General features: G+C 23.6%; 23 protein-coding genes. 15 read left to right on the top strand and 8 right to left on the bottom strand.

Annotation, left to right across the window (positions count from 1 at the left end; genetic code table 11):
- The first annotated feature begins 7 nt into the window (after positions 1-7).
- The 4 genes from HMPREF1092_RS06535 (at position 8) to HMPREF1092_RS06520 (ending at position 2468) form a co-directional block, all read left to right on the top strand.
- A complete protein-coding gene (locus tag HMPREF1092_RS06535; protein ID WP_002597852.1) occupies positions 8-1216 on the top strand; it encodes a BaiN/RdsA family NAD(P)/FAD-dependent oxidoreductase in 1209 nt (402 codons plus the stop codon).
- 54 nt (positions 1217-1270) lie between these two features.
- Positions 1271-1474, top strand: coding sequence for a DUF378 domain-containing protein (locus tag HMPREF1092_RS06530; protein ID WP_002597851.1), 204 nt, complete (start codon positions 1271-1273; stop codon positions 1472-1474).
- 259 nt (positions 1475-1733) lie between these two features.
- Complete coding sequence (locus HMPREF1092_RS06525; protein WP_002597850.1) at positions 1734-2144, top strand: hypothetical protein; 411 nt, start codon at positions 1734-1736, stop codon at positions 2142-2144.
- 39 nt (positions 2145-2183) lie between these two features.
- Positions 2184-2468, top strand: a complete 285-nt coding sequence (locus HMPREF1092_RS06520) for a hypothetical protein (protein WP_002597849.1) — start codon at positions 2184-2186, stop codon at positions 2466-2468.
- 45 nt (positions 2469-2513) lie between these two features.
- On the opposite strand, the gene HMPREF1092_RS06515 is transcribed toward HMPREF1092_RS06520, so the two are convergent.
- Positions 2514-3533 (bottom strand): NAD-dependent epimerase/dehydratase family protein, encoded by a 1020-nt coding sequence (locus HMPREF1092_RS06515; protein ID WP_002597848.1) that lies wholly within the window; start codon positions 3531-3533, stop codon positions 2514-2516.
- Positions 3534-3721: 188 nt separating this feature from the next.
- On the opposite strand from HMPREF1092_RS06515, the gene HMPREF1092_RS06510 reads away from it, so the two are divergent.
- Entirely contained in the window at positions 3722-4666 is a 945-nt protein-coding gene (locus HMPREF1092_RS06510) for a ribonuclease Z (protein ID WP_002597847.1), read from the top strand.
- Between the two features lie 46 nt (positions 4667-4712).
- Entirely contained in the window at positions 4713-5714 is a 1002-nt protein-coding gene (locus HMPREF1092_RS06505) for a LacI family DNA-binding transcriptional regulator (RefSeq protein WP_002597846.1), read from the top strand.
- A 55-nt stretch (positions 5715-5769) separates the two neighbouring features.
- On the opposite strand, the gene HMPREF1092_RS06500 is transcribed toward HMPREF1092_RS06505, so the two are convergent.
- From HMPREF1092_RS06500 to HMPREF1092_RS06480, 5 genes are all read right to left on the bottom strand, one after another.
- Positions 5770-6642 (bottom strand): DMT family transporter, encoded by an 873-nt coding sequence (locus tag HMPREF1092_RS06500; RefSeq protein ID WP_002597845.1) that lies wholly within the window; start codon positions 6640-6642, stop codon positions 5770-5772.
- 387 nt (positions 6643-7029) lie between these two features.
- Positions 7030-8352 carry an APC family permease gene (locus tag HMPREF1092_RS06495; RefSeq protein WP_002597844.1) on the bottom strand — a complete coding sequence of 441 codons (1323 nt, stop codon included), beginning with the start codon at positions 8350-8352 and terminating at the stop codon, positions 7030-7032.
- Between the two features lie 262 nt (positions 8353-8614).
- The gene (locus HMPREF1092_RS06490; RefSeq protein WP_002597843.1) at positions 8615-8830 is read right to left on the bottom strand and encodes a (2Fe-2S)-binding protein; all 216 of its coding nucleotides are present in this window, start codon (positions 8828-8830) and stop codon (positions 8615-8617) included.
- A 126-nt stretch (positions 8831-8956) separates the two neighbouring features.
- Positions 8957-9664: a pirin family protein gene (locus HMPREF1092_RS06485; protein ID WP_002597842.1), complete on the bottom strand. Its 708-nt coding sequence runs from the start codon at positions 9662-9664 to the stop codon at positions 8957-8959.
- Between the two features lie 48 nt (positions 9665-9712).
- A complete protein-coding gene (locus tag HMPREF1092_RS06480; protein WP_002597841.1) occupies positions 9713-10144 on the bottom strand; it encodes a MarR family winged helix-turn-helix transcriptional regulator in 432 nt (143 codons plus the stop codon).
- A 207-nt stretch (positions 10145-10351) separates the two neighbouring features.
- On the opposite strand from HMPREF1092_RS06480, the gene HMPREF1092_RS06475 reads away from it, so the two are divergent.
- Positions 10352-11269 (top strand): alpha/beta fold hydrolase, encoded by a 918-nt coding sequence (locus tag HMPREF1092_RS06475; RefSeq protein ID WP_002597840.1) that lies wholly within the window; start codon positions 10352-10354, stop codon positions 11267-11269.
- A 45-nt stretch (positions 11270-11314) separates the two neighbouring features.
- Here the strand turns inward: HMPREF1092_RS06475 and HMPREF1092_RS06470 are convergent, their stop codons facing one another.
- On the bottom strand, positions 11315-11845 hold the full coding sequence (locus HMPREF1092_RS06470) for a hypothetical protein (RefSeq protein WP_002597839.1): 531 nt from the start codon (positions 11843-11845) through the stop codon (positions 11315-11317).
- A gap of 522 nt (positions 11846-12367) precedes the next feature.
- Between HMPREF1092_RS06470 and HMPREF1092_RS06465 the strand changes: the two genes are divergently transcribed.
- The 8 genes from HMPREF1092_RS06465 (at position 12368) to HMPREF1092_RS06430 (ending at position 19363) form a co-directional block, all read left to right on the top strand.
- On the top strand, positions 12368-13489 hold the full coding sequence (locus HMPREF1092_RS06465) for a glycerate kinase (RefSeq protein ID WP_002597838.1): 1122 nt from the start codon (positions 12368-12370) through the stop codon (positions 13487-13489).
- Between the two features lie 86 nt (positions 13490-13575).
- Entirely contained in the window at positions 13576-14367 is a 792-nt protein-coding gene (locus HMPREF1092_RS06460) for a DUF438 domain-containing protein (protein ID WP_002597837.1), read from the top strand.
- 109 nt (positions 14368-14476) lie between these two features.
- The gene (locus HMPREF1092_RS06455; RefSeq protein WP_002597836.1) at positions 14477-14947 is read left to right on the top strand and encodes a hypothetical protein; all 471 of its coding nucleotides are present in this window, start codon (positions 14477-14479) and stop codon (positions 14945-14947) included.
- Between the two features lie 160 nt (positions 14948-15107).
- Positions 15108-15716, top strand: a complete 609-nt coding sequence (locus HMPREF1092_RS06450; RefSeq protein ID WP_002597835.1) for a hypothetical protein — start codon at positions 15108-15110, stop codon at positions 15714-15716.
- Positions 15717-15892: 176 nt separating this feature from the next.
- A complete protein-coding gene (locus tag HMPREF1092_RS06445; protein WP_002597834.1) occupies positions 15893-16429 on the top strand; it encodes a hypothetical protein in 537 nt (178 codons plus the stop codon).
- 93 nt (positions 16430-16522) lie between these two features.
- Positions 16523-16876 carry a hypothetical protein gene (locus tag HMPREF1092_RS06440; protein WP_002597833.1) on the top strand — a complete coding sequence of 118 codons (354 nt, stop codon included), beginning with the start codon at positions 16523-16525 and terminating at the stop codon, positions 16874-16876.
- A 241-nt stretch (positions 16877-17117) separates the two neighbouring features.
- Positions 17118-18491 (top strand): APC family permease, encoded by a 1374-nt coding sequence (locus tag HMPREF1092_RS06435; RefSeq protein ID WP_002597832.1) that lies wholly within the window; start codon positions 17118-17120, stop codon positions 18489-18491.
- A 131-nt stretch (positions 18492-18622) separates the two neighbouring features.
- A complete protein-coding gene (locus tag HMPREF1092_RS06430; protein WP_002597831.1) occupies positions 18623-19363 on the top strand; it encodes a DeoR/GlpR family DNA-binding transcription regulator in 741 nt (246 codons plus the stop codon).
- A 226-nt stretch (positions 19364-19589) separates the two neighbouring features.
- On the opposite strand, the gene HMPREF1092_RS06425 is transcribed toward HMPREF1092_RS06430, so the two are convergent.
- Complete coding sequence (locus HMPREF1092_RS06425) at positions 19590-20714, bottom strand: DEAD/DEAH box helicase (protein WP_002597830.1); 1125 nt, start codon at positions 20712-20714, stop codon at positions 19590-19592.
- Positions 20715-20859: the final 145 nt, after the last annotated feature.

Below are 20859 nucleotides of genomic sequence, written 5' to 3'. Positions count from 1 at the left end.
TTTATATATGGAAAAAGTGATTGTTGTAGGTGGAGGACCAGCAGGAATAATGGCAGCATTAAAAGCTTCAGAAAAAAATGAAGTTATTTTAATAGAGAGAAATAATGAAATTGGTAAAAAACTTAAACTTACTGGAGGAGGAAGATGTAACATAACAAATAATAGAGATATTGATGAGATGTTACAAAAAGTAGTTACAAATAAAAAATTTTTATATTCAGCTTTTTATAGATTTACAAATAGAGATCTTTTAGATTATTTTTCAAGTAAAAATTTAGAATATAAAGTTGAATATGATCAAAAGGTTTATACAGGAAGTGATAAAGCAGATGATGTTATAAAAACTCTTTTAGATGATTTAAAAAATAAAGGAGTAAAAATTTTATATAATTCTAAAGTTTCAGATTTAATTGTAGAAGAAGGTAAAATAAAGGGAGTAGTTATAAATAATATAGAAGTAATTAATGGAGATAAAGTAATAATTGCAACTGGAGGAAAAAGTCATCCTCAAACAGGTTCAGATGGTAGTATGTATGATATATTAGAAAAGTATGGACATAAAATACGACCTCAGTATGCAGCACTTATCCCATTAGTAATAAAAGAGGATTTTATGTCAAAACTACAAGGAATTTCAATGAAAGAAGTTGTAATGAGAGCAAAGGTTAAAAAGAAAAAATTTGAACAAATGGGAGATATGATATTTACTCATTTTGGTATATCAGGACCTGGAGTATTAAAATTATCTTCATATATAAATAAAGCTCTTGAAAATGATGATATAACTTTAACTTTAGATTTTTTAAGTGACAAAAGCAGAGAGGAGATACGAAACATAATAAGATCGAATCCTCAAAAAACTGTTATAAATAATATGAAAGGACTTCTACCTCAAAACTTTTTAAAGCAGATAATAAGCTTATGTGATTTAGAAGAAGTAAAATCAGCAGAACTTAAGAAAAAAGATGAAAATAAATTAATCTCTATGATAAAGGAAATGACTATTACTGCAAGAGAAACATTAACAATAAAAGCAGCTATGGTAACAAGTGGAGGAGTATCTGTTAAAGATATAAATTCATCTACTTTGCAATCTAAAATAGTTAAAGGATTATATCTTTGTGGAGAAGTAATTGATGTAGATGCAGAAACTGGAGGATATAATCTTCAAATAGCATTTTCTACTGGAAATTTAGCAGGGAGATTAGAGGAATAATTATCTTAATACAGGGCAAAATAAAATTATCTTAATAACAGGAGGTAATTTATTATGAGATTTTTAGATGGAATTGCTTTAATATTAATAGTAATAGGAGCAATAAATTGGGGAATTATAGGATTCTTTGGATTTAATGTTGTAGAAGCTATATTCGGAATAGGAGTATTAAGTGCAATAATATATATTTTAGTAGGATTAGGTGGGCTATACGCTATATCATTCTTTGCTAGAGATAGAAGAAGAGTTCATCATTAATTTATACAAAATAAAAACTTTATTTTAAGCTAACTAAAAGGACTTTTTCACATGAAAAAGTCCTTTTTTAATTAAAAATTTTTTTTAAATATATAATATGTTTTTATATTTAGAACAGATTCAATATATAAAAATTAAAAAATAAAACACATATATTAAAATTAACAAAAAAGTAATATATTGGTTATTTGTATAAAAGCTTTTAATTGGTAAAATTATAAATAATAACATATTAATAACAAATGAGAAGGTGCTATATATGAAAAAATATTTTACAGATTTTCAAAAAGCAGAGCTTATAAAAAAAGGAATGTCCCCTAAACAGATACGAGATCTTAATGAGTCTATACATTTTTACTACAAAAAGTATACAAAATTAGATATTGGGTGTATTGAAGAAAAAATATTAGAATTAGATAATTTAGGGGAACTAATAGATTCATCTATAGCCTATGGAGTAAGACAGCATAAAATACTTAGAAAAGTTGTAACTGATTATATAGACAATAACTTTTCAAGTAAATTTTTTTATAAAGGACTGTTTTATAGAACAATAAGAAGTGCAGCTCCAGATTATTGGGATATGGGGGGAACATCTTACTATAGAGTTTTTTTAACAGAATCAAAACTTAAATTATATTGTTTAGATAATTTTTTTAGATTAGTATAGATAAAAAATATAGATTTAAAAAACATAGAAGGAGTATCTATGTTTGATAATATAATGATTGAAGGAAAAATAATTAATATATACTACCAGATTTTAAGGATAAAAGAAAATAATATTTCTAATGGTTATTATATGTATAGTACTGAAAAAATGGAAAATTCAGATTTACCTGAGTTCAATAAACTTCTAATTAATAATGGAATTTCAGAGCTTAAAAGAAAAAATGCAGAAGGTGATAGAGTTTCAACAATAATTGCTAAAATCTTTTTTATAATTTTTGTTATTGTTATTTTTGTCGCAATTATATTAAATATGTTAAGATAAGTTTCTAAATAAAAAACCGGACAAGTATTTTGTCCGGTTTTTTATTTAGAAGCTTCCAATCTGAATTATATTTTTCTTATAATTTTTTATTAAATAATCACACCAATTTTGAAAATCAGAATCTATAATTTTAAGCTCAGGATGTTTATCCATAAATTCTAAATATTTCTTTAGACCTTCTTTTAACGTAATATCGCAATGGAAATCTTTATTTAAAGATTTAATTTTAGAGTTATCAAATATTACAGAATACTGTTTATCACCTAAAATTGAAGTTACAAAATCATATTTTTTACTTTCTTTTAAAATGTCAGTTGGAATATGAATTATATTAACTTCTTTATTTAGAAGTTCTCCTATAGTATTGTAAATTTGATCCCAAGATAAAATTTCATCACTAGTAATATTAAAATCTTCTCCAATTGCTAAAGGATTATTTATAAGAGGATAAACTCCTTTAGCTAGGTCATCGGAGTGAGTTGATACCCATGTAGATTTACCATCTCCATGAACTATAACTTCTTTTCCATCTATAATTCTTTGAATTACAGACCAGCAAGAAGAGCCTTTAATACTAAGAGAAATTCTATTTCCACTATATGTTTGACTTGGTCTAACTATTGTTATTGGAAAATTAAATTCTTTTAAAGCTTTTAAAAATTCATTTTCACATTCTAATTTAAGACGGCCATAATTTCCATATTTATTTCCTTTTTTAGTTTTTTCATTTATAAGAACAGAAGAATCTCTATCAAATACACATGCAGTTGAAATAAAGATAAATTGTTTAATTTTATTTTTAAAGGCTTTAATATTTATTTTTGCTTCTTTTGGATCAAAAATAATAAAATTAAATACTACATCAAAGTTATACTTATCAGCTATATTGCTTAAAAATTCTTCATCTTTTCCATTCCCTTGTATATAGATAATGTTATCTTTTTTAGGTAAATCTTCAGTTATATGTCTTTTAAGAATATAAAGTATATTTTCTGAATCTTGAGAAATAAGGTTTACAATAGAATGTCCAATTGTACCATATCCTCCAATAAATAAAAACTTCATAAAAATTACTCCTTTTAACATATTGTGTATAACAATACACGATATTTATTTTTAGAATTATTATACATTAAAATTAAAATAATATAAACAAATAATAATGCATTTATATAAAATACTCGTAAATAAGTATTAATTAAAAACAAAAAAATAAGATATACTAAAATAAAAAAGAAAAAGGAGAAATAAAAATGTTAAATATATGTTTATTAGGATGTGGTGGTGGTATGCCAATGCCTTTTAGAAATTTATCTTCAACATTATTTGAATATAAAGGAAGAAAAATATTACTTGATTGTGGAGAGGGAACTCAAGTATCTATACGTATGATTTCATGGGGATTTAAATCTATAGATGTAATAGTTATTTCCCATACGCATGGAGATCATATAGTTGGATTACCAGGACTTTTATCTACAATAGGAAATAGTGGGAGAGTTGATGATTTAACTATAATAGGCCCAAAAGGAATAAAAGAAGTAGTTGAAAATCTTTTAATAATAGCAAAATATTTACCTTATAAAATAAATATTTTAGAAAATGAAGAAGAAATAAATTTAAAATTAAATAAAGAAAAAGGGTTAGAAGTTAATGATAAAGAATGGGATTTAAAAATAAATTCTATAGAATGTGACCATTCTTCACCTTGTTTAGGATATAACTTTTATATTAAAAGAGATAGAAAGTTCAATGTTGAAAAAGCTATAAAAAATAATGTACCCAAACTTCTTTGGAATAAACTACAAAAAGAAAATTCAGTAGAATTTGAAGGAAAAATATATAATCCTAATATGGTTCTCGGAGATAGTAGAAGAGGAATAAAAGTATCTTTTATTACAGATAGTAGGCCAGTTGAAAATATGGCTGAATTTATAAAAGAAAGTGATTTATTTATATGTGAAGGAACATACGGAGATGATAAAGATATTGAAAAAGCTATAAAAAATAAACATATGACTTTTAGAGAAAGTAGTAATTTAGCCGAAAAGGGAAATGTTAAAAAGCTTTTATTAACTCATTTTAGTCCAGCTATGATAGATCCAAAAGAATATTTAGAGAATATTGAATTTCCTAATTATATAATTGGAGAAGATAGATTAAAATTATCTATTAAATTTGAAGAAGAGAATAACTAGTATTATAATTTAATATATATATTAAATTGCAAAGGACGATAATGACATGAAAAAAGCGACTCTTCTAGATATAGCAAAAGCTGTAAATGTATCAAAGACAACAGTTTCTTTAGTTTTAAATAATAAAAATATAAATGTATCAGAAAAAACTAGAAAAGAGATTTTAGATACTGCAAAAAAATTAAATTATATTCCTAATTCATTAGCAAGAGGATTAAGTACAAAAAAAACTAATACAATAGGATTTATAGTGCCAGATATAGAGAATCCATATTTTTCTGAAATGGCAAAAGCAATTGAAGTTGAAGCAGAAAAGTTAGGATATAGTATGATATTATGCAATACTTTAAATAGTGTAGAAAAAGAAGAAAAAAATGCAAGATTATTAATGAGTAAATTAGTAGATGGAGTAATAATTTGTCCAATTGGTGAAAAAAGCAATTCAATTAATATGCTTAAAATTAATGATGTGCCTTTTGTAGTTTTAGATAGAAAAATAATTGGAGAAAAAATTATAAATGGAGTATTTTGTGATAATAAATATGGCATTAAATTAGGAATTGATTATTTAATAAAAAATAATAAAAAATCTATAGGGTTTATTGGTGGAAAACGAGAAGGTAGAGAAGTAGATCCTAGATTAACATATTTCTGTGAAGTAGCAAATCAGTATGGAATATTAAAAAAAGAAATAATTTTTGAAGAAGAAATTTCTCTTATAGGTGGAATAATGGGAACAGAAAAAATATTGAAAACAGAAAATAAGGTTGATGCTATTTTTTATAGTAGTGATATTATGGCTATTGGAGGAATAAAAAGCTTAATGAGAAAAGACATATCAATTCCAAAAGATATAAGTATATTAGGATATGATAACATAGGTATTTGTTCATATATAGAACCAGAATTAACAACTATAGGTCAACCAATTTATGAAATGGGAAAAGAATCATTAAATTTATTAATAGACATAATTAATTCAAATGCTTCAAATGGAAAAGAAATTATATTAAAACCTTATATTGTAGAAAGACAAACAGTAAAATAAGGAATAATCTTTTTTTCAAATTAAAAAATAGATTATTCCTTATTTTAAAAATTACTTATGCATATTTTTTAGGTCTATATAAAAGAAGTAATATAGCTGCTATAACGATTATTATATAACCTATTACTTCCATAAAAGATGGGATTTTATTAAATACTAAAAATCCAAGTATGGCAGAAAAGATTATATCAGTATATCTAAATAACGCTATATCTCTAGCTGGAGCATATTTATATGCTAAAATTAATGTAAACTCTACAATTATGTACATTAATCCAGCTAAAATTAAATAGATAATTGTATGCATAGCTAAAGGTTTGTAAAATATTATCATAAATGGTAAAAGAATTACAGATGATAGGAAATTATAAAAGAATACTAGTGTTACTGGATCACATTTATCTCCTAAATATCTCATAGTAGCACTATCTCCACCATTCATCATAGCACCTAATATAGCTGCAATTGATGGTAGAAGTAAAAACTTTGTGCTATCAGGATCAACAACAAAAACAGCGCCTATAAATCCTATTACTATTAAAACACATTGCCATAATTTTATCTTTTCTCCAAGGAAAATATAAGAGAAAATAACTACAAAGAAAATACTTAAATCTTGTATTATTGTTGCATTAGGTAATAATAAATATTGTAGTGCATAAAGATTTAAACAAATTCCTATAATTCCAAATATAGTTCTAAGACTTAATCCAAGAATATTTTTACGATTTCCCCAAAACATTGATTTATCCTTAAATCCATGTTTTTTTACTATGTAAATGAAAGCGAAAAGAGCTGCAATTGAATTTCTATATACAGTTTTTTCAGCTACTGGCATATGTCCAGCTAATTTTAAAAAAGTAGACATAATAGATAATGATAAAGCAAAAAGCATCATTAAAATTATTCCTTTGGTTTTATTATTCATTTAAATACCTCCTTATTTCTTTTACATGTTACCAAAAATAAATATTACCAAAAAAATTTTAAACAATCAAAATACAAAAAAGGAATTTATGAAATATTTTAAGTCTATTTTAAAAATAATTAATAAATTTATAAAAACAGTTAATTTAACAAAAGAAATATAAAATATAAATAAATATTTAATAATAGTAATTAAAAATATTTAAATTAAGAAAAATAATAGTAAGTTTTTAATGAAAAGTATTTAAAATAATACTTAGATATATGAGTTAAATTATAAAAATTAAAGAAAATATATTAAAAAAGTGTAATGAATATATTTTTTTAGTGAAAATTATAAAAAATAAAATAAAAACCTCTAGATTAAATTAACCTAGAGGTTTTTATTTTAATTTGAAAGATTGTATTTCTTCTTCATGTATGCATAAACTGGTATTCCACACATAATTAAAATGAATCCATATAAAACCGTAGTAGCGCCTGATGCATAAATTGCTAAAATACAGAATATAAAACCAATAGATGGTCTAATAAGTAATAATATTTTTTTTCTAAATGATTTATTTTTAAAGTCAATTACTAACATTATTTCTGCAATAGTTGAAACTGCATAAACAGGTAAATATGAAAGTGTAGAAAGTAGTACTATGAAATTATAAGCTCCATTTAGTCCTTTAAAAAAGTTTAATAATAAAAGCAAATTTATAAGAATTGATCCTATTATTAATGAAATATATGGAGTTTGGTATTTAGGGTGTAGTTTTGCAAAAAATTCTGGAAATAATTTTTCTTTTCCAGCAGCATAAGCAGCTCTTCCTGTAGAAAGAAGCCATAATACAGATGAACCGCAAATACTTAAAGCTATTCCTATATTTATAACTACAATCCACTTACTTCCTAAAACGTAACCCATTATTTCTGAAAGTGGATCTAAACTATTAGCTAAAATATGTCTTGGCATTGCTCCCATAGATAAAATAGTTATAGACAAATAAAATACGAGTGCAACTATAAGTGCAATAATAGTGCTAAGTTTAACATTTCTTTCAGGATTTTTTATTTCTCCAGAGGCAATAGTTGCTGATTCTATTCCTTCAAATGCCCAGAAAGTAATCGCAGCTGCCATAGGTATACTGCTTAGTCCACCTCCAGTTGGAAAAATTGGACTTATGTTTTGTATGTTGAAAATTTTACTTGAAATAATAATAAATAATATTAAAATGATAAGTTTGAGTAAAACTAGTATAGTTCCTACAGCTCCAGCTGACTTTGCCCCTCTAATATTTATATATGTAAAAATCCATATTATAAAAGAACACACTAAAAATCCGATTAATGGATTTTTAGCCATAAAAGGAAAAGCTCCATTTAAATATTTTAAAATAACAATTAAAAGTGTCGCATTTCCAATCCAACAGCCATTCCAATAAAGCCAAGCTGTCATAAATCCAGTAAAATTTCCTAAACTTTTTCTTGAATATTCTACTACACCACCGTTTATAGGCATTTTAGAACCTAAATTAGCAAATGTAAATGAGAGTATTATAGCTCCAAGTCCAGTTAATATCCATGCTAATATACTAGAACCTATACCAGCTATTTGTGCTAGTTGAGAAGGTATAACAAATATTCCAGCTCCTATAATATTGCTAAAAACTAGTGCAATAGCAACTATAAGTCCTATTTCTTTTTTTGATTTTGTATTTTTCATATGTAATATCCCCCTATGAGAATTTCATTTATTTTAAGATAATGAAATTTTATCACTTTATCACGTTAAAGTAAAGAAGTATTTTATCGAAATTTTATATAATCTATTTAATAAAGTTAATATACAAATAAATTGTAATAAGTATTTATATTTATGTTCATTAAAAAATCGATATATTTGAAATATGATTTGTTATTATAAAGCTATTAAAATTTAATTATAAAAAACGGTAAGACAGTTTAACACTCTTACCGTTTTTTTGCTATTTATATTTATCAATAAGCTTTTGAATTTCTAATCTGCAACATTCACATCCAGTTCCAGCTTGAGTAACTTCTCCAACTTTTATTACTGTATCTGCACCATTTTTAATAGCTTCTTCAACTTCAGTTACAGTTACACCAAAACAGTTACATAAAATATTATCATCTTTTCCAATATTAGCATTACATTGACAATTACTTGGATTATATTTCATTAAAATCACACCTTTATTATAGATTTATAAATTTTATTTCTTTATTAGTTTTTATAAAATCTATTTAAAGTATTCATAGAATATATTTCTATTTTAACGTTACACATATCTGTTAATATTATTAAATTAATCTAATATAGCTTTTTTCATTTCTAAAATTATAAAATGTGATTTAGAATTAGATAGTATTGATATATCTTCTTCAACTATTTCTAAAGCATCTTTTTCATTTAATGTAATTCCATTTATAGTAGAAGTTCCTTCTATTTGCACTAGATAAGCTTGACGACCTTTTGATACTTTAAAGTTTGTAGAAGAATTTTCATCAGTAATAATAGCGGATATATTTACATCTTGATTTATTTTAATTTTAGCATTTCCATTTTTAGATGAAACCATATGAAGCCATTTTCCTTCTCTATCTTCTAATTTAAACTTATATTCCCCATAGTTAGGAGTGTGATTTTTTTTATCTGGCAAAATCCAAATTTGAAGAAGTCTTAAAGTATCATCATGATTATTCATTTCACTATGAAATATACCAGTTCCAGCACTCATATATTGAACTTCACCTCTATTAAGTGTTCTTTCATTTTCCATACTATCTTTATGAGTTAAAGTTCCATTTACTATATATGTAATTATCTCCATATCATTATGTGGATGAAGTTGAAATCCTGTATGAGGATGAATAATATCATCATTTAATACTCTAAGAGATCCAAAATTCATATTATCAAAATTAAAGTATTCCGCAAAAGAAAAATGGAAAGATGATTGTAACCATCCTAAATTACTTTTCCCCATATTTTTATTTGAAATTTTATTTAACATTATAACACCTCCATTTATAACTAATTAGTGATAAATATCTAAAAATTTTTATTTTATTTTACGTAATAATCGTATTAAAATTTTTTTTTCTTCATGCGATAAATCAGAAAAGCTATCTTTTATATTAGAAAAGTGTTCTGGTAATATTTCTTCAATTTTTGAAATTCCATTTTCAGTCAAAGAAATTAAAGATGATCGTCTATCTTTTGGATTAGGAATTTGAATTATATAACCATCACGTTTTAAATTTTTTATTATTACTGTTATATTTCCAGAAGTAGTTAAAATTCCATTTAATATATCAGATATTGTAAGTGGGCCTTTACTATAAAGAATTTCTAAGACTGCAAACTGTCCTAATGTTAAACCACTTTTATTTATACTTAAAGCCTCCTTTTTTGATAAAATGTTATTTGCTTTTCTAAATGCTATTAACGCACCTAAAGAAAAAAAATCTTTTTCTTTATTAAAATCTTTCATAAAACAATAATACAACTAATTAGTGATAAATTCAATAGTAAATTAAGTTAATTATATATAAATGCAAAGTGGTATTGAATATGATATAATTAAAATATTGAAAAAATAATTTAATTATAAATAAAATATTTAACAAAAGAATATTAATTTCAATTATTGAACTATTTAAAATATGGTTAAATAAATGATGGGAAGGGGAGCTTTATTATGGTTACAGTTGAGAGAGTTATATCTGGGTATAATGGAAAGGAATTATTTCTTAGAACTTGGGAAGATGTAGAAAATCCTAAAGGAATTGTACAAATAATTCATGGAATGGTTGATCATAGTGGTAGATATGATCATTTCGCTAAATATCTAAATAGTAAAGGTTATGTGGTTTATGCAGATGATCATAGAGGTCATGGAGAAACAGGAAAAAAATATAATGAATATGGTTATTTAGGAGAAGATGGATTTAATAGTGTAGTTGAAGATGAATTTATAATAACTAAAATTGCTAAAAGTGAGTATGGTAATATACCAACTTATATTTTTGCACATAGCTTTGGATCTTTTATAGGACAAGAATATATAACTCGATATTCAGATCATATAGATGGAATATTTTTATCAGGTTCAGCTAAAAGGGATGGATTTGAAATAAAATTAGGATATTTTGTATCTAATATTCAAAAAAAATTATTTAATCCTAAAAAAGTAGGGAAATTTATAGATAGATTCTCTTTTGGTGGATTTAACAAGAGAATAAAAAATCCTAAAACTAAATTTGATTGGCTTACAAGAAATGAAACTGTAGTTAATGAATATATTAATGATGAGCATTGTAAATTTATTTCATCAATTGATTTTTATAATAATTTATTTATTGGATTAAAAAATTTATATAAAGAAGAAAAATTAAAATCAATAAGAAAAAAATTAAAAATAATAATATTAGCAGGAGATAAAGATCCAGTTGGAAATTATGGTGAAAGTGTTAAGAGACTATATAATCAATATGTAGATTTAGGCATAAAGAATATACATTTTAAATTGTTTAAAGATGGTAGACATGAGATTATAAATGAAATAAATAGAGATGAAGTGTATGACTATATCTTGAAAAAAATAGAAGAAAATTAAAAATCAAAAATAGAGATGGATATTATAATATCACATCTCTATTTTTTATATTAAAGTTCTTCCTATTGAATATAGTTTAAGATTTTCTTCAGGTTCATTTTTAAATATCTCTTGAAAAATTAATGGAACATAATTTATATATGAAACTTCAGAATTTTTATTTTGAGTCAAATAAGAGTTATAAATTAAAATACTAAAATTAGAATCAAAATTAAAATTTCTTACTGCTAAAACAATATTATTTTCGTCTGATAATATAAATTTACCTTTAAAAGATTCTGATTTAGAAAATTTAGAATTAGCTATACTTTTAAAATCAAAGAAGATTTCACTATTGTCTATAAGTTCAGATACACAAATAGAAAATGAAAAAACATCTCCAATAATATCATTAAACATATCTAATTTAAGTAAGTCAAAAGAAATTAAATTATTATTAAAAGAATATATATCTTTTTCATTTAAGTCTTCTAGCTTTAATATAAAAATAAATTCTTCATTAAAAGTTCCAGATAATCCATCTACAATTATATCATTTAGATTTTTAGGTATTTTGTTACCAATTGTAATATTCAATAAATAAACACTCCTCTATAAATAAAATTTATCAAATATAATATTACAATTTAATTGTATAAATGTCTAACTTTATATAAAGTTTAAATTTTAGAAAATTAATATACATAAATAATTCATAATTTTAATTCATAATTAATTCATAGAAGAATGTTCTAATTTTTTAGAATATTTTTACTAGTTATATTACTTCAATAATACATATATAAATCTTTTAAAGGCTGTATATTTTTTATACAGCCTTTTATAGAAAGATTTATATTTTTCTAAAGAGTTATAATTTTAAATCTCAAATTTTTTTCATAGTTTGGTTATTTTAAGTCTGATATTAGACTTATATAAAATAAACGGTATAATTAGTAGTTTATTTTTTAATTTTAAGTTGAAATAATATCAGTAATTAAAAGTATTATCTATAAATTTTTATATACATAATAATACATAGTTCCTAAATATAGTATAATTATGAAGATATAAAATTAATAAAAATACATAAATTTTATATTTGCGAGGAATAAAAAAATGAAAATAGTTCTAGCACCAGATTCTTTTAAAGAGTGTATGACATCTATAGAAGCTTGTAATTGTATGGAAAAAGCTTTAAAAGAATCTGGAAAAGATATAGAAATTATAAAAATACCTATTGCAGATGGTGGAGAAGGAACATTAGATTCTTTAATTTTAGCTAAAGGTGGGAAAATTTTTAAGAAAGTTATAAGAGGGCCTTTAGGAGAAAAAGTAATTGGTAGATATGGAATTTTAAAAGATGGTAAGACTGGGGTTATTGAAGTAGCTGAAGCATGTGGGCTTTCATTAATTCCTAAAGAAAAAAGAAATCCGATGTATACCAATACTTTTGGAGTAGGAGAACTTATAAAAGAGTTATTAGATAAAAATATTGAAAAAATAATAATTGGACTTGGCGGAAGCTCTACTAATGATGGAGGAATAGGAATGGTAACCGCTTTAGGCGGAAAATTTTTTGATGTAAATAAAAATGAAATAAATCCTATAGGTAAAGAATTAATAAATATAGACTATATAGATATAACAAAATTAGATAAAAGATTAAGTAATGTAGAATTTATAATTGCCTGTGATGTAACTAATCCATTAGTTGGAGAATTAGGAGCTTCAAAAATTTTTGCTAAACAAAAAGGTGCAAATGAAGAAGAAATAGAACTTTTAGAGAAAGGATTAAATAATTTAGGTAATATAATAAAAAATCAATTTGGAAAGTATGTTTTAAATATTGAAGGGGGAGGAGCCGCTGGAGGACTTGGAATTGCATTTATGTTTTTTATGAATGCTAAACTTAAATCAGGAATTGATATAATTTTAAAAGAAACTAATTTTGAAGAAGTTATTAAAAATTCAGATTATATTTTTACTGGAGAGGGAAAAATAGATTCTCAAACAATAAATGGAAAAACTATTAGTGGAATAAGTAAATGTTCTAAAAAATATAATATACCAGTAATTTGTTTTGTAGGCAAAGCAGAAGGAGATATAAAAAAATTATATTATATAGGTATAAAAGATATAATAGTTATTTCTAAAAAAACAGATACTTTAGAAATGTCATTAAAAAATGGAAAGAAAAACTTAATTGAAAAAGTAAAAAAATTTATTTATAAAATTTAAAAATGTAACTCAAGTTACATAAAAAGTTTTTTTCAAGTACTATAATTAAGTCATAAATTAAATATTAAATGACTGGAGTGATAAAAATGAAAAAAACTTTATACATAAATAAAGAAGATAATATAAACCCTGAGAAATTAAAAAAATTAACATATATGCTTAAAAGATTAAATACTGAAGAATTAACATCTGATTTAAGAGATGAGGCTATAGAAATGGTAAAGAAAATAAGTCCTCTTGAAATATCTTTAGCTGAACAAAAACTTATAGATGAAGGAATGAATCCTAATGAACTTAGACATTTATGCGATATTCATATGGAAATATTAAAAGATGAATTAAAGAACTTAGAAGAAAAAATAAGTGTAGGACATATTCTTTATACATTTATAAGAGAACATGATGAAATAATGAAATTTTTAAATGAATTAGAAAAAGTTAATTCAGAAATACAAAAAATGAATTCTTATGATGATGAAAAAGTAGAAAAAGTACTTAAACTTTCTATCAATCTTTTAAATGCTGAACCTCATCATAAGAGAGAGGAAGATGTTTTATTCCCTAAAATGGAGTCTCTAGGAATAACAGGTCCTACTAGAATTATGAAATTAGAACACGAAAGCTTAAGAAAGAAGAAAAGAGAACTTAAGGAAATATGTGGAGTAAAAGATTATATTCCTTTTGAAGAATTTAAAAATATAATAGATAGTATATCAAAAGACTTAATTTTTGAATTAAGAGACCACATATTTAAAGAAAATTATATTTTATATCCAACTGCAATGGAATCTATCAATGAAAAAGAATTTAAAGAATTAAAAGTTATGTGTGATGAAATGGGGTATTGTGAATTTACTCCTAAAGAGCTATTAATATAAAACAAAAAATCCTAATTCTATTTTAGAATTAGGATTTTTTTTATTTAAAATGTCAAATATATATTATATGAATATATTAAATATATATTAATTAGGAGGAAAAGTATTAATGAATAAAATACAAAAAAATGCACAAGAAACAGAACTTAAAGTTTTTTTAGATGATAGAAAAAGTTCTTGGATACAGCATTTTTATTTTAAATCTTCAAATTATGTTTTAAGAATAGAAGATAAAAATTTTAAAATATATAAAATAATAGATTTAGATAAAAACACTTTAGATGATGAATTTTTTAATTTATATTATGATGAAATAAAACAGATAGAAATGTATTTTACTAAAGAAGAGAAAATAGAGATTACAGGTATAAAAAGAAATATATTTTTTATAAATTTAAAAATAGAAAAAAACAAACAAGAAATATATAATTTTAAAATCGAAGGAATGGAAAATTCTAAAAAATTATTTAATTTATTAAAAGATAAAAAAATTAATATTCAAAATGAAGATAGGTTAAATGAATTATTAATAAATAAAACATATGATGATTTATATTATTATTTAAATCATAAATTATAATTTATTTAAAGCTATAATCTTTTATATTGACCTTAACTGACCTTTATTTTTGAATAATGATCTAAAAATAAATAATTAAAAAAAATTATGCATAAAATAGTTATATTAGATTATAAATGGTTATGGGGAGTAAATAATAATTAAATTCAGGGGGAATTTTATGAAAAAATTAAAAGGTATATTATTAATAGGGGTATTAATGATAGGAACTTTATTATTGGCGGCTTGTGGAGGAACAACTTCTACTCCAGAAGAGGTTGCATCTAAATATTTAGAGAATATTACAAAGAAAGATTTTAATGATGAAAATGTAAAAAAAGAAACTTTAGATCTAATCCATTCAAGTGTAAGTAATAAAGAAGATGCTATAGAAGCATCGAAGAATATAAGTGAAATGTTTGATAGTGTAAAAAAAGAATTTGAATCATATGGAGCAGGAGAAAAGTTTGAGGAATTCAAAAAAGCTACAATAGATGGCATAAAAATAGAAAAGAAAAAAGAGACTGTAGAAAATGATATTGCAGAAGTAGAATATTTAATTACTGTTCCAACAATTGATCAATTAGAATTTAAAAAGAAAATAGAGAATTTAGTTGCTGAAAAATTAAAAAATACTAAATTAGAAGATTTAGATAAAAATGAATTAATGAATGAGGCAGTAGATTTAATTATTTCTGAAATAAAAAAAGGTGAAAAATTAGAGAGTGAAGATATTACTATAGAATTGAAAAAAGATGGTAAGAATTGGGCTATAACATCTACTTATTAAAAAAACATCTAGAAATATTAAATATTTCTAGATGTTTTTTTATATTTTAAGGTAATTTATAAAATTATTCTAAAAATAATAGAAAAAACTTGCTAAAGATTAAAAAATAATATAAAAATTTTTCCAAATAATAATTTTAAAAATTGGTATATATTACATAATAAGGTATAATTAAATTGATTTTAAAAAGAAAGGGAAAGAATAGTGTGTGTGGAATTATAACTGAAATAGAAGAGAGTGTAATTAAAGATATAAGAAAAAATGGAGGAAAATTATCTAAAGAGAAAAAAGATTTAATTTATACAGAATATATGGAATGTACAGATAGAATAATTAAATCTATGAGAATATTAGATAAAATAGCTGAAGATTTTAATCTAAATAGCGATATAGTAGATAATAAGTATTTAGATATTTTAAATCAATACGAAAAAGATACTGAATTAAAAAAATTTTTAGGAAATATACTAGATAGATATGTATATATGGATTTGATTGAGTTTGAAACTGGGTTTATATCTGTAGAAAGAAAAACAATAAAACTATTAAATGGAATAACAATATTAATAGAAATTGAGGGGGGACAAGCCAAAGCAATAGGATTTAGAGAAGGGAAACAATTAGATAAGATTTATGAACATTCTTTAATTCTAAATGAATCTGAAAAAACAATTCTTATAAAAAAATCAATAGAAGAATTTAAAGACCTTTAATATAAGCTTAAGTTTTTTTTAATTAAATAAAGTAAGAAATACGATATATTTAAGATAAACAAAGAAATAACTATTGAAGATGAGGGTGATTTAATGATAATATACACAATAATAGCATTAATATTAGGAATAGTTATAACATTAGCTTATCTTAATGATGACTTAGAAAGATTAAAAGAAAATAATAAAATAAGCTTATTAGCATTGAAAAAGTTAAATTTGATAAAGGGAATTGTATTTATAATCTCAGGAATAACTATTATATCATTTTGGGTATCAATGATAACTTTTGATATAAAGTTAATATTAGTTTCATTAGTATTATTAGTAATTAGTATAGTATTATTTTTAATATTAAAAAATAAAGTTAATCTCTCTATATATGAGAATAAAAAAAGAAAAATGGTAAAAGGAAAATTAAATAAACCTAAAGTTAGAAATGTATAGATATCCATACACTGGATATCTTTTTTTATAAAATTATTTTCAATATATTTAAACTTTTTGAAAATAGTATATTAATTTTATTGTGTATAATGAAATACTTTATTATAGTTATATATATAAATTTTCTTTTTTAAGGAAATTTTATTAAATTATAAAAAAAATTATATATATATAATTAAAATCTCATCAAAGGACATACTATATATATAAATTTAAAATAAAACTAAAGAAGGAGAATTAGATGAGTATTTTTAGAGTTCAAGATATTAAAAGCGTTTCAAGACATATTAATTCAAATGAAAAAAATATGAGCGCTTTAGATTTAACTTTATTAAGTGTAGGCTCTGTTATAGGGACAGGAGTTATGGTTCTAACTGGAATAATAGCTGCTAAGGAGGCTGGTCCTGGAGTTATGCTCTCATTTTTAATTGGTGGAATAGTAGCATCTATAATAGTGCTTTGCTATGGTGAACTTTGTTCAGCTGTTCCAAGTTCTGGAGGATCTTACACATTTGCATATGTTGCGTTAGGAGAGCTTTTTGCATATATAGTTGGGCTATCCATTTCGGTAGCATATGTTTTATCTACAGCTACTGTTGGAGCAGGATGGAGTGCTTATTTTGTAAGTTTTTTAAGTGAATTAGGAATTAATTTTCCAAAAGCGTTATCTAATATTCCAGGTGATGGAGGAATAGTTAATCTTCCAGCAATAATAGCTATTTTATTAATAACATTTGTTATATCTATAGGAACAAGAGAAAGTAAAAAGGTAAACAATATAATAGTATTAATAAAGGTTGGTGTAATTGCAATATTTATTTTTATTGGAGTATTTCACATTTCATCTTCAAATTGGATTCCATTTTTACCTTATAAAATTACTGGAGTTTTAAGTGGTGCAGCAGCAGTCTTTTACGCTTATTGTGGATTTGATTCTATAGCATCAGCAGCTCCATATGTAAAAAATCCAAAGAAATCTTTAACAATAGGTTTATTAGCTTCACTAGGTATTTGTATATTAGTTTATATAGCTGTTTCAGCAGTTCTTACTGGATTAACTTCATATAAAAACTTAGATGTAGCAGACGCACTTTCATATGGATTAACTATTGTTGGAAAGCCTAAAATAGCATTAATAGTGTCTTTAGGAAGTGTTATTGGTATTTTAGCAGTAATATTTGCTAATAATTTTACGACATCACAAATATTAGCTACTATGAGTAGAGATGGATTATTACCAAAAATATTTGGTAGAAATAATAAAAAAGATGTACCAATAGTTGCATTATGGATAATTGGAATTTTAGAAGCTATTTTCGCAGGATTTTTTAACATGAAGTTATTAGCAAGCTTCTCTAGCATAGCCTTTTTACTTGTTTATGGAACAGTTTCTTTTTCAGTAATATTTTTTAGAAAGAGATATCCAAATCTCAAACGTGAATTTAGTACACCGTTATTTCCTATAATACCTATATTAGGAACAGCTAGCTGTTTATTTTTAATGGCTAATTTACCTAAAATAACATGGATTATATTTGCTATAATATTAGTATTTATTTTAATTACATATTTTGTTTATGGAAAAAATAATTCTAAAATTAAAGAGTTACAATAATATAAAAGGAGGATTTTTATCCCTCCTTTTATTTTGTGAAAGAAAATAAAAAAAATTGACTGAAAATGATTGATTTTTCATTTATTAAAGTGCAAAATATAAATATATATTTATTATAAGAGGTGCTAGAATTGTTAACAGAAAAACGATATGAAGTTATATTAGATTTATTAGATGAAAATGAAGTAATAAAATCCAGTACGATAGCAGGAGCAACTAATAGTTCAGAATCAACTATAAGAAGAGATTTAATAGTTTTAGAAAAAAGGGGTCTTTTAAAGAGGATTCATGGAGGAGCAAAAAGCTTAAGTGATAAATTAAATAGCACTCTTTCTGATAAAAAAGTAGAAAAAAATATTCATGAAAAAAGGTTGATTGGTGAGTTAAGCGCAAATTTGATAGAAGAAAATGACTATATATTTATTGATGGTAGTGAAACTGCAAAATTTTTAATAAAAAATATTAATGGAAAAAATATTTTTGTTTTTACTAATAGTTTGAAAAGTGCAGAATTATTGGGGAAACTAAAAATAAAATCATATTTATTTGGAGGAAATATTACCTCAAATTTATGTACTTTTGGAGAAAATGTAATAAATGAAATAAATAAAATATCTTTTGATAAAGTATTTTTTGAAACAGATGGAATAGATATAAAATGTGGTTTTACAACTAAATCTGTTGAGGACTCTAAAATAAAAGAGGCATTATATAAAAAAGCTAATGAAGTTTATATACTTGCAGATAATGGTAAATTTAATAAAATTGAGAAGGTTAAATTTCTAGATATTGATAAAGGTTTTATAATAACAGATGAAAAATCAGATATAAATGAATTTAATAAAGAAAAAATTATAGTAGTAAAGCAATAAAAAAATCCTATGGTAAAGCAAAAGCTTTAAATCCATAGGATTTTTTATAAGTTTTATTATTAAATTAGAAAAATTTAATTTTTATCAAATAATGTTTAATTTAGGCAAATATAAAGTTGAGGGTTTTATGTATAAAAATTTTTTGTTATATCCAAAAGTAGATTTTGTATTTAAATAAAAGAAATGAGAAAATAAACTTGTAGTTTTAAAGCTACAAGTTTATTTTTTATTTATAAGTTTTTATTATGTCTACTTCACGAGTAGGAATTTTAAGAGATATAGAGTTTTCAATAGTCTTAAAGAGATTACGGTCTTTATCAGCTATAAAAATACAAGTATATCCTTTTTCTCCTTTTCTACCTGTTCTACCGATTCTATGAATATAACTTTCAGGAGTTTCAGGACAATCAAAATTATATACTGTATCAACACCTGTAACATCAATACCTCTTGAAGCTACATCTGTAGCAATTAGATATTGTATATCAGCTTTTCTAAATGATTTCATTATTCTTTCACGTTTTGCTTGAGGAATGTCACTATGAAGTTTAGCACAATTAAAACCTCTTTTATACATATCCTCTTCTAATTCATCTACACGACGTTTAGTTCTACAAAATATTATAGCCATAAAGGGATTATCTTCATTTAAAACAGTACATAAAGCATCCCTTTTCCATCTATCAGTTGTAAAAATAACTTCTTGTTTTATATTGTTTAAAGTTACTTCTTCAGATTCAATAGAAACAACTATAGGGTCTTTCATGTAACGATAAGCTAATTTTTTTACTTTACTATCCATTGTAGCTGAAAAACAGATAGTTTGTTTTTTCTTAGGAACTTCTTTCATTATTGTATCAATTTCATTTTTAAATCCCATTAAAAGCATTTGATCTGCTTCATCTAAAACAATGGTTTTTAAAGATTTTAAATTTATTGTATTTCTTTTTATATGATCCAAAAGTCTACCAGGAGTAGATATTACTAAATGAATATTATTTTTTAATTTCTTTAATTGACCTGATATATCTTTTCCACCGTAAAGAGATAAAATGTTAATATTTTTTCCTTCATATAATTTTTCAGCTTCTGAAGTAATTTGAATGGCAAGTTCTCTCGTTGGAGATATAATAAGTGCTTGAATATAGTTTTTATTTTTATCTATATTTTCAAAGATAGGCAATAGAAAAGATAATGTTTTTCCAGTACCAGTTTTTGCTTCACCAATTAGATCTTTAAATTCTTTAATATAAGGAATAGTCTTTTCTTGTATTTCTGTAGGTGTTTTTATGCCATTTGTATTTAAAACATCTATGAGAGTATTATTTATTCCAAGTTCTTTAAAATTCATTAATTCAACCTTTCTTAGCTAAAAGCTAAACAAATTTTATTCAGCTTACATAATACTATTATAATTATATAAAATCAAATTTATTTGAATTATAATAGTTAAGCCGATATAATTATATAGATTATTATAAATTTAGGAGAAATGA

The sequence above is a fragment of the Clostridium thermobutyricum genome (assembly GCF_000371465.1).
GTDB lineage: Bacteria > Bacillota > Clostridia > Clostridiales > Clostridiaceae > Clostridium > Clostridium thermobutyricum.
This window is presented reverse-complemented; position numbering and strand designations above follow the sequence as displayed.

Coding starts and splice junctions, on each gene's coding strand:
- HMPREF1092_RS06435 (WP_002597832.1), top strand. CDS start 17,118: ATGAGTATTTTTAGAGTTCAAGATATTAAAAGCGTTTCAAGACATATT.
- HMPREF1092_RS06515 (WP_002597848.1), bottom strand. CDS start 3,533: ATGAAGTTTTTATTTATTGGAGGATATGGTACAATTGGACATTCTATT.
- HMPREF1092_RS06485 (WP_002597842.1), bottom strand. CDS start 9,664: ATGTTAAATAAAATTTCAAATAAAAATATGGGGAAAAGTAATTTAGGA.
- HMPREF1092_RS06455 (WP_002597836.1), top strand. CDS start 14,477: ATGAATAAAATACAAAAAAATGCACAAGAAACAGAACTTAAAGTTTTT.
- HMPREF1092_RS06505 (WP_002597846.1), top strand. CDS start 4,713: ATGAAAAAAGCGACTCTTCTAGATATAGCAAAAGCTGTAAATGTATCA.
- HMPREF1092_RS06530 (WP_002597851.1), top strand. CDS start 1,271: ATGAGATTTTTAGATGGAATTGCTTTAATATTAATAGTAATAGGAGCA.
- HMPREF1092_RS06500 (WP_002597845.1), bottom strand. CDS start 6,642: ATGAATAATAAAACCAAAGGAATAATTTTAATGATGCTTTTTGCTTTA.
- HMPREF1092_RS06465 (WP_002597838.1), top strand. CDS start 12,368: ATGAAAATAGTTCTAGCACCAGATTCTTTTAAAGAGTGTATGACATCT.
- HMPREF1092_RS06495 (WP_002597844.1), bottom strand. CDS start 8,352: ATGAAAAATACAAAATCAAAAAAAGAAATAGGACTTATAGTTGCTATT.
- HMPREF1092_RS06510 (WP_002597847.1), top strand. CDS start 3,722: ATGTTAAATATATGTTTATTAGGATGTGGTGGTGGTATGCCAATGCCT.
- HMPREF1092_RS06480 (WP_002597841.1), bottom strand. CDS start 10,144: ATGAAAGATTTTAATAAAGAAAAAGATTTTTTTTCTTTAGGTGCGTTA.
- HMPREF1092_RS06440 (WP_002597833.1), top strand. CDS start 16,523: ATGATAATATACACAATAATAGCATTAATATTAGGAATAGTTATAACA.
- HMPREF1092_RS06475 (WP_002597840.1), top strand. CDS start 10,352: ATGGTTACAGTTGAGAGAGTTATATCTGGGTATAATGGAAAGGAATTA.
- HMPREF1092_RS06525 (WP_002597850.1), top strand. CDS start 1,734: ATGAAAAAATATTTTACAGATTTTCAAAAAGCAGAGCTTATAAAAAAA.
- HMPREF1092_RS06460 (WP_002597837.1), top strand. CDS start 13,576: ATGAAAAAAACTTTATACATAAATAAAGAAGATAATATAAACCCTGAG.
- HMPREF1092_RS06450 (WP_002597835.1), top strand. CDS start 15,108: ATGAAAAAATTAAAAGGTATATTATTAATAGGGGTATTAATGATAGGA.
- HMPREF1092_RS06490 (WP_002597843.1), bottom strand. CDS start 8,830: ATGAAATATAATCCAAGTAATTGTCAATGTAATGCTAATATTGGAAAA.
- HMPREF1092_RS06425 (WP_002597830.1), bottom strand. CDS start 20,714: ATGAATTTTAAAGAACTTGGAATAAATAATACTCTCATAGATGTTTTA.
- HMPREF1092_RS06535 (WP_002597852.1), top strand. CDS start 8: ATGGAAAAAGTGATTGTTGTAGGTGGAGGACCAGCAGGAATAATGGCA.
- HMPREF1092_RS06520 (WP_002597849.1), top strand. CDS start 2,184: ATGTTTGATAATATAATGATTGAAGGAAAAATAATTAATATATACTAC.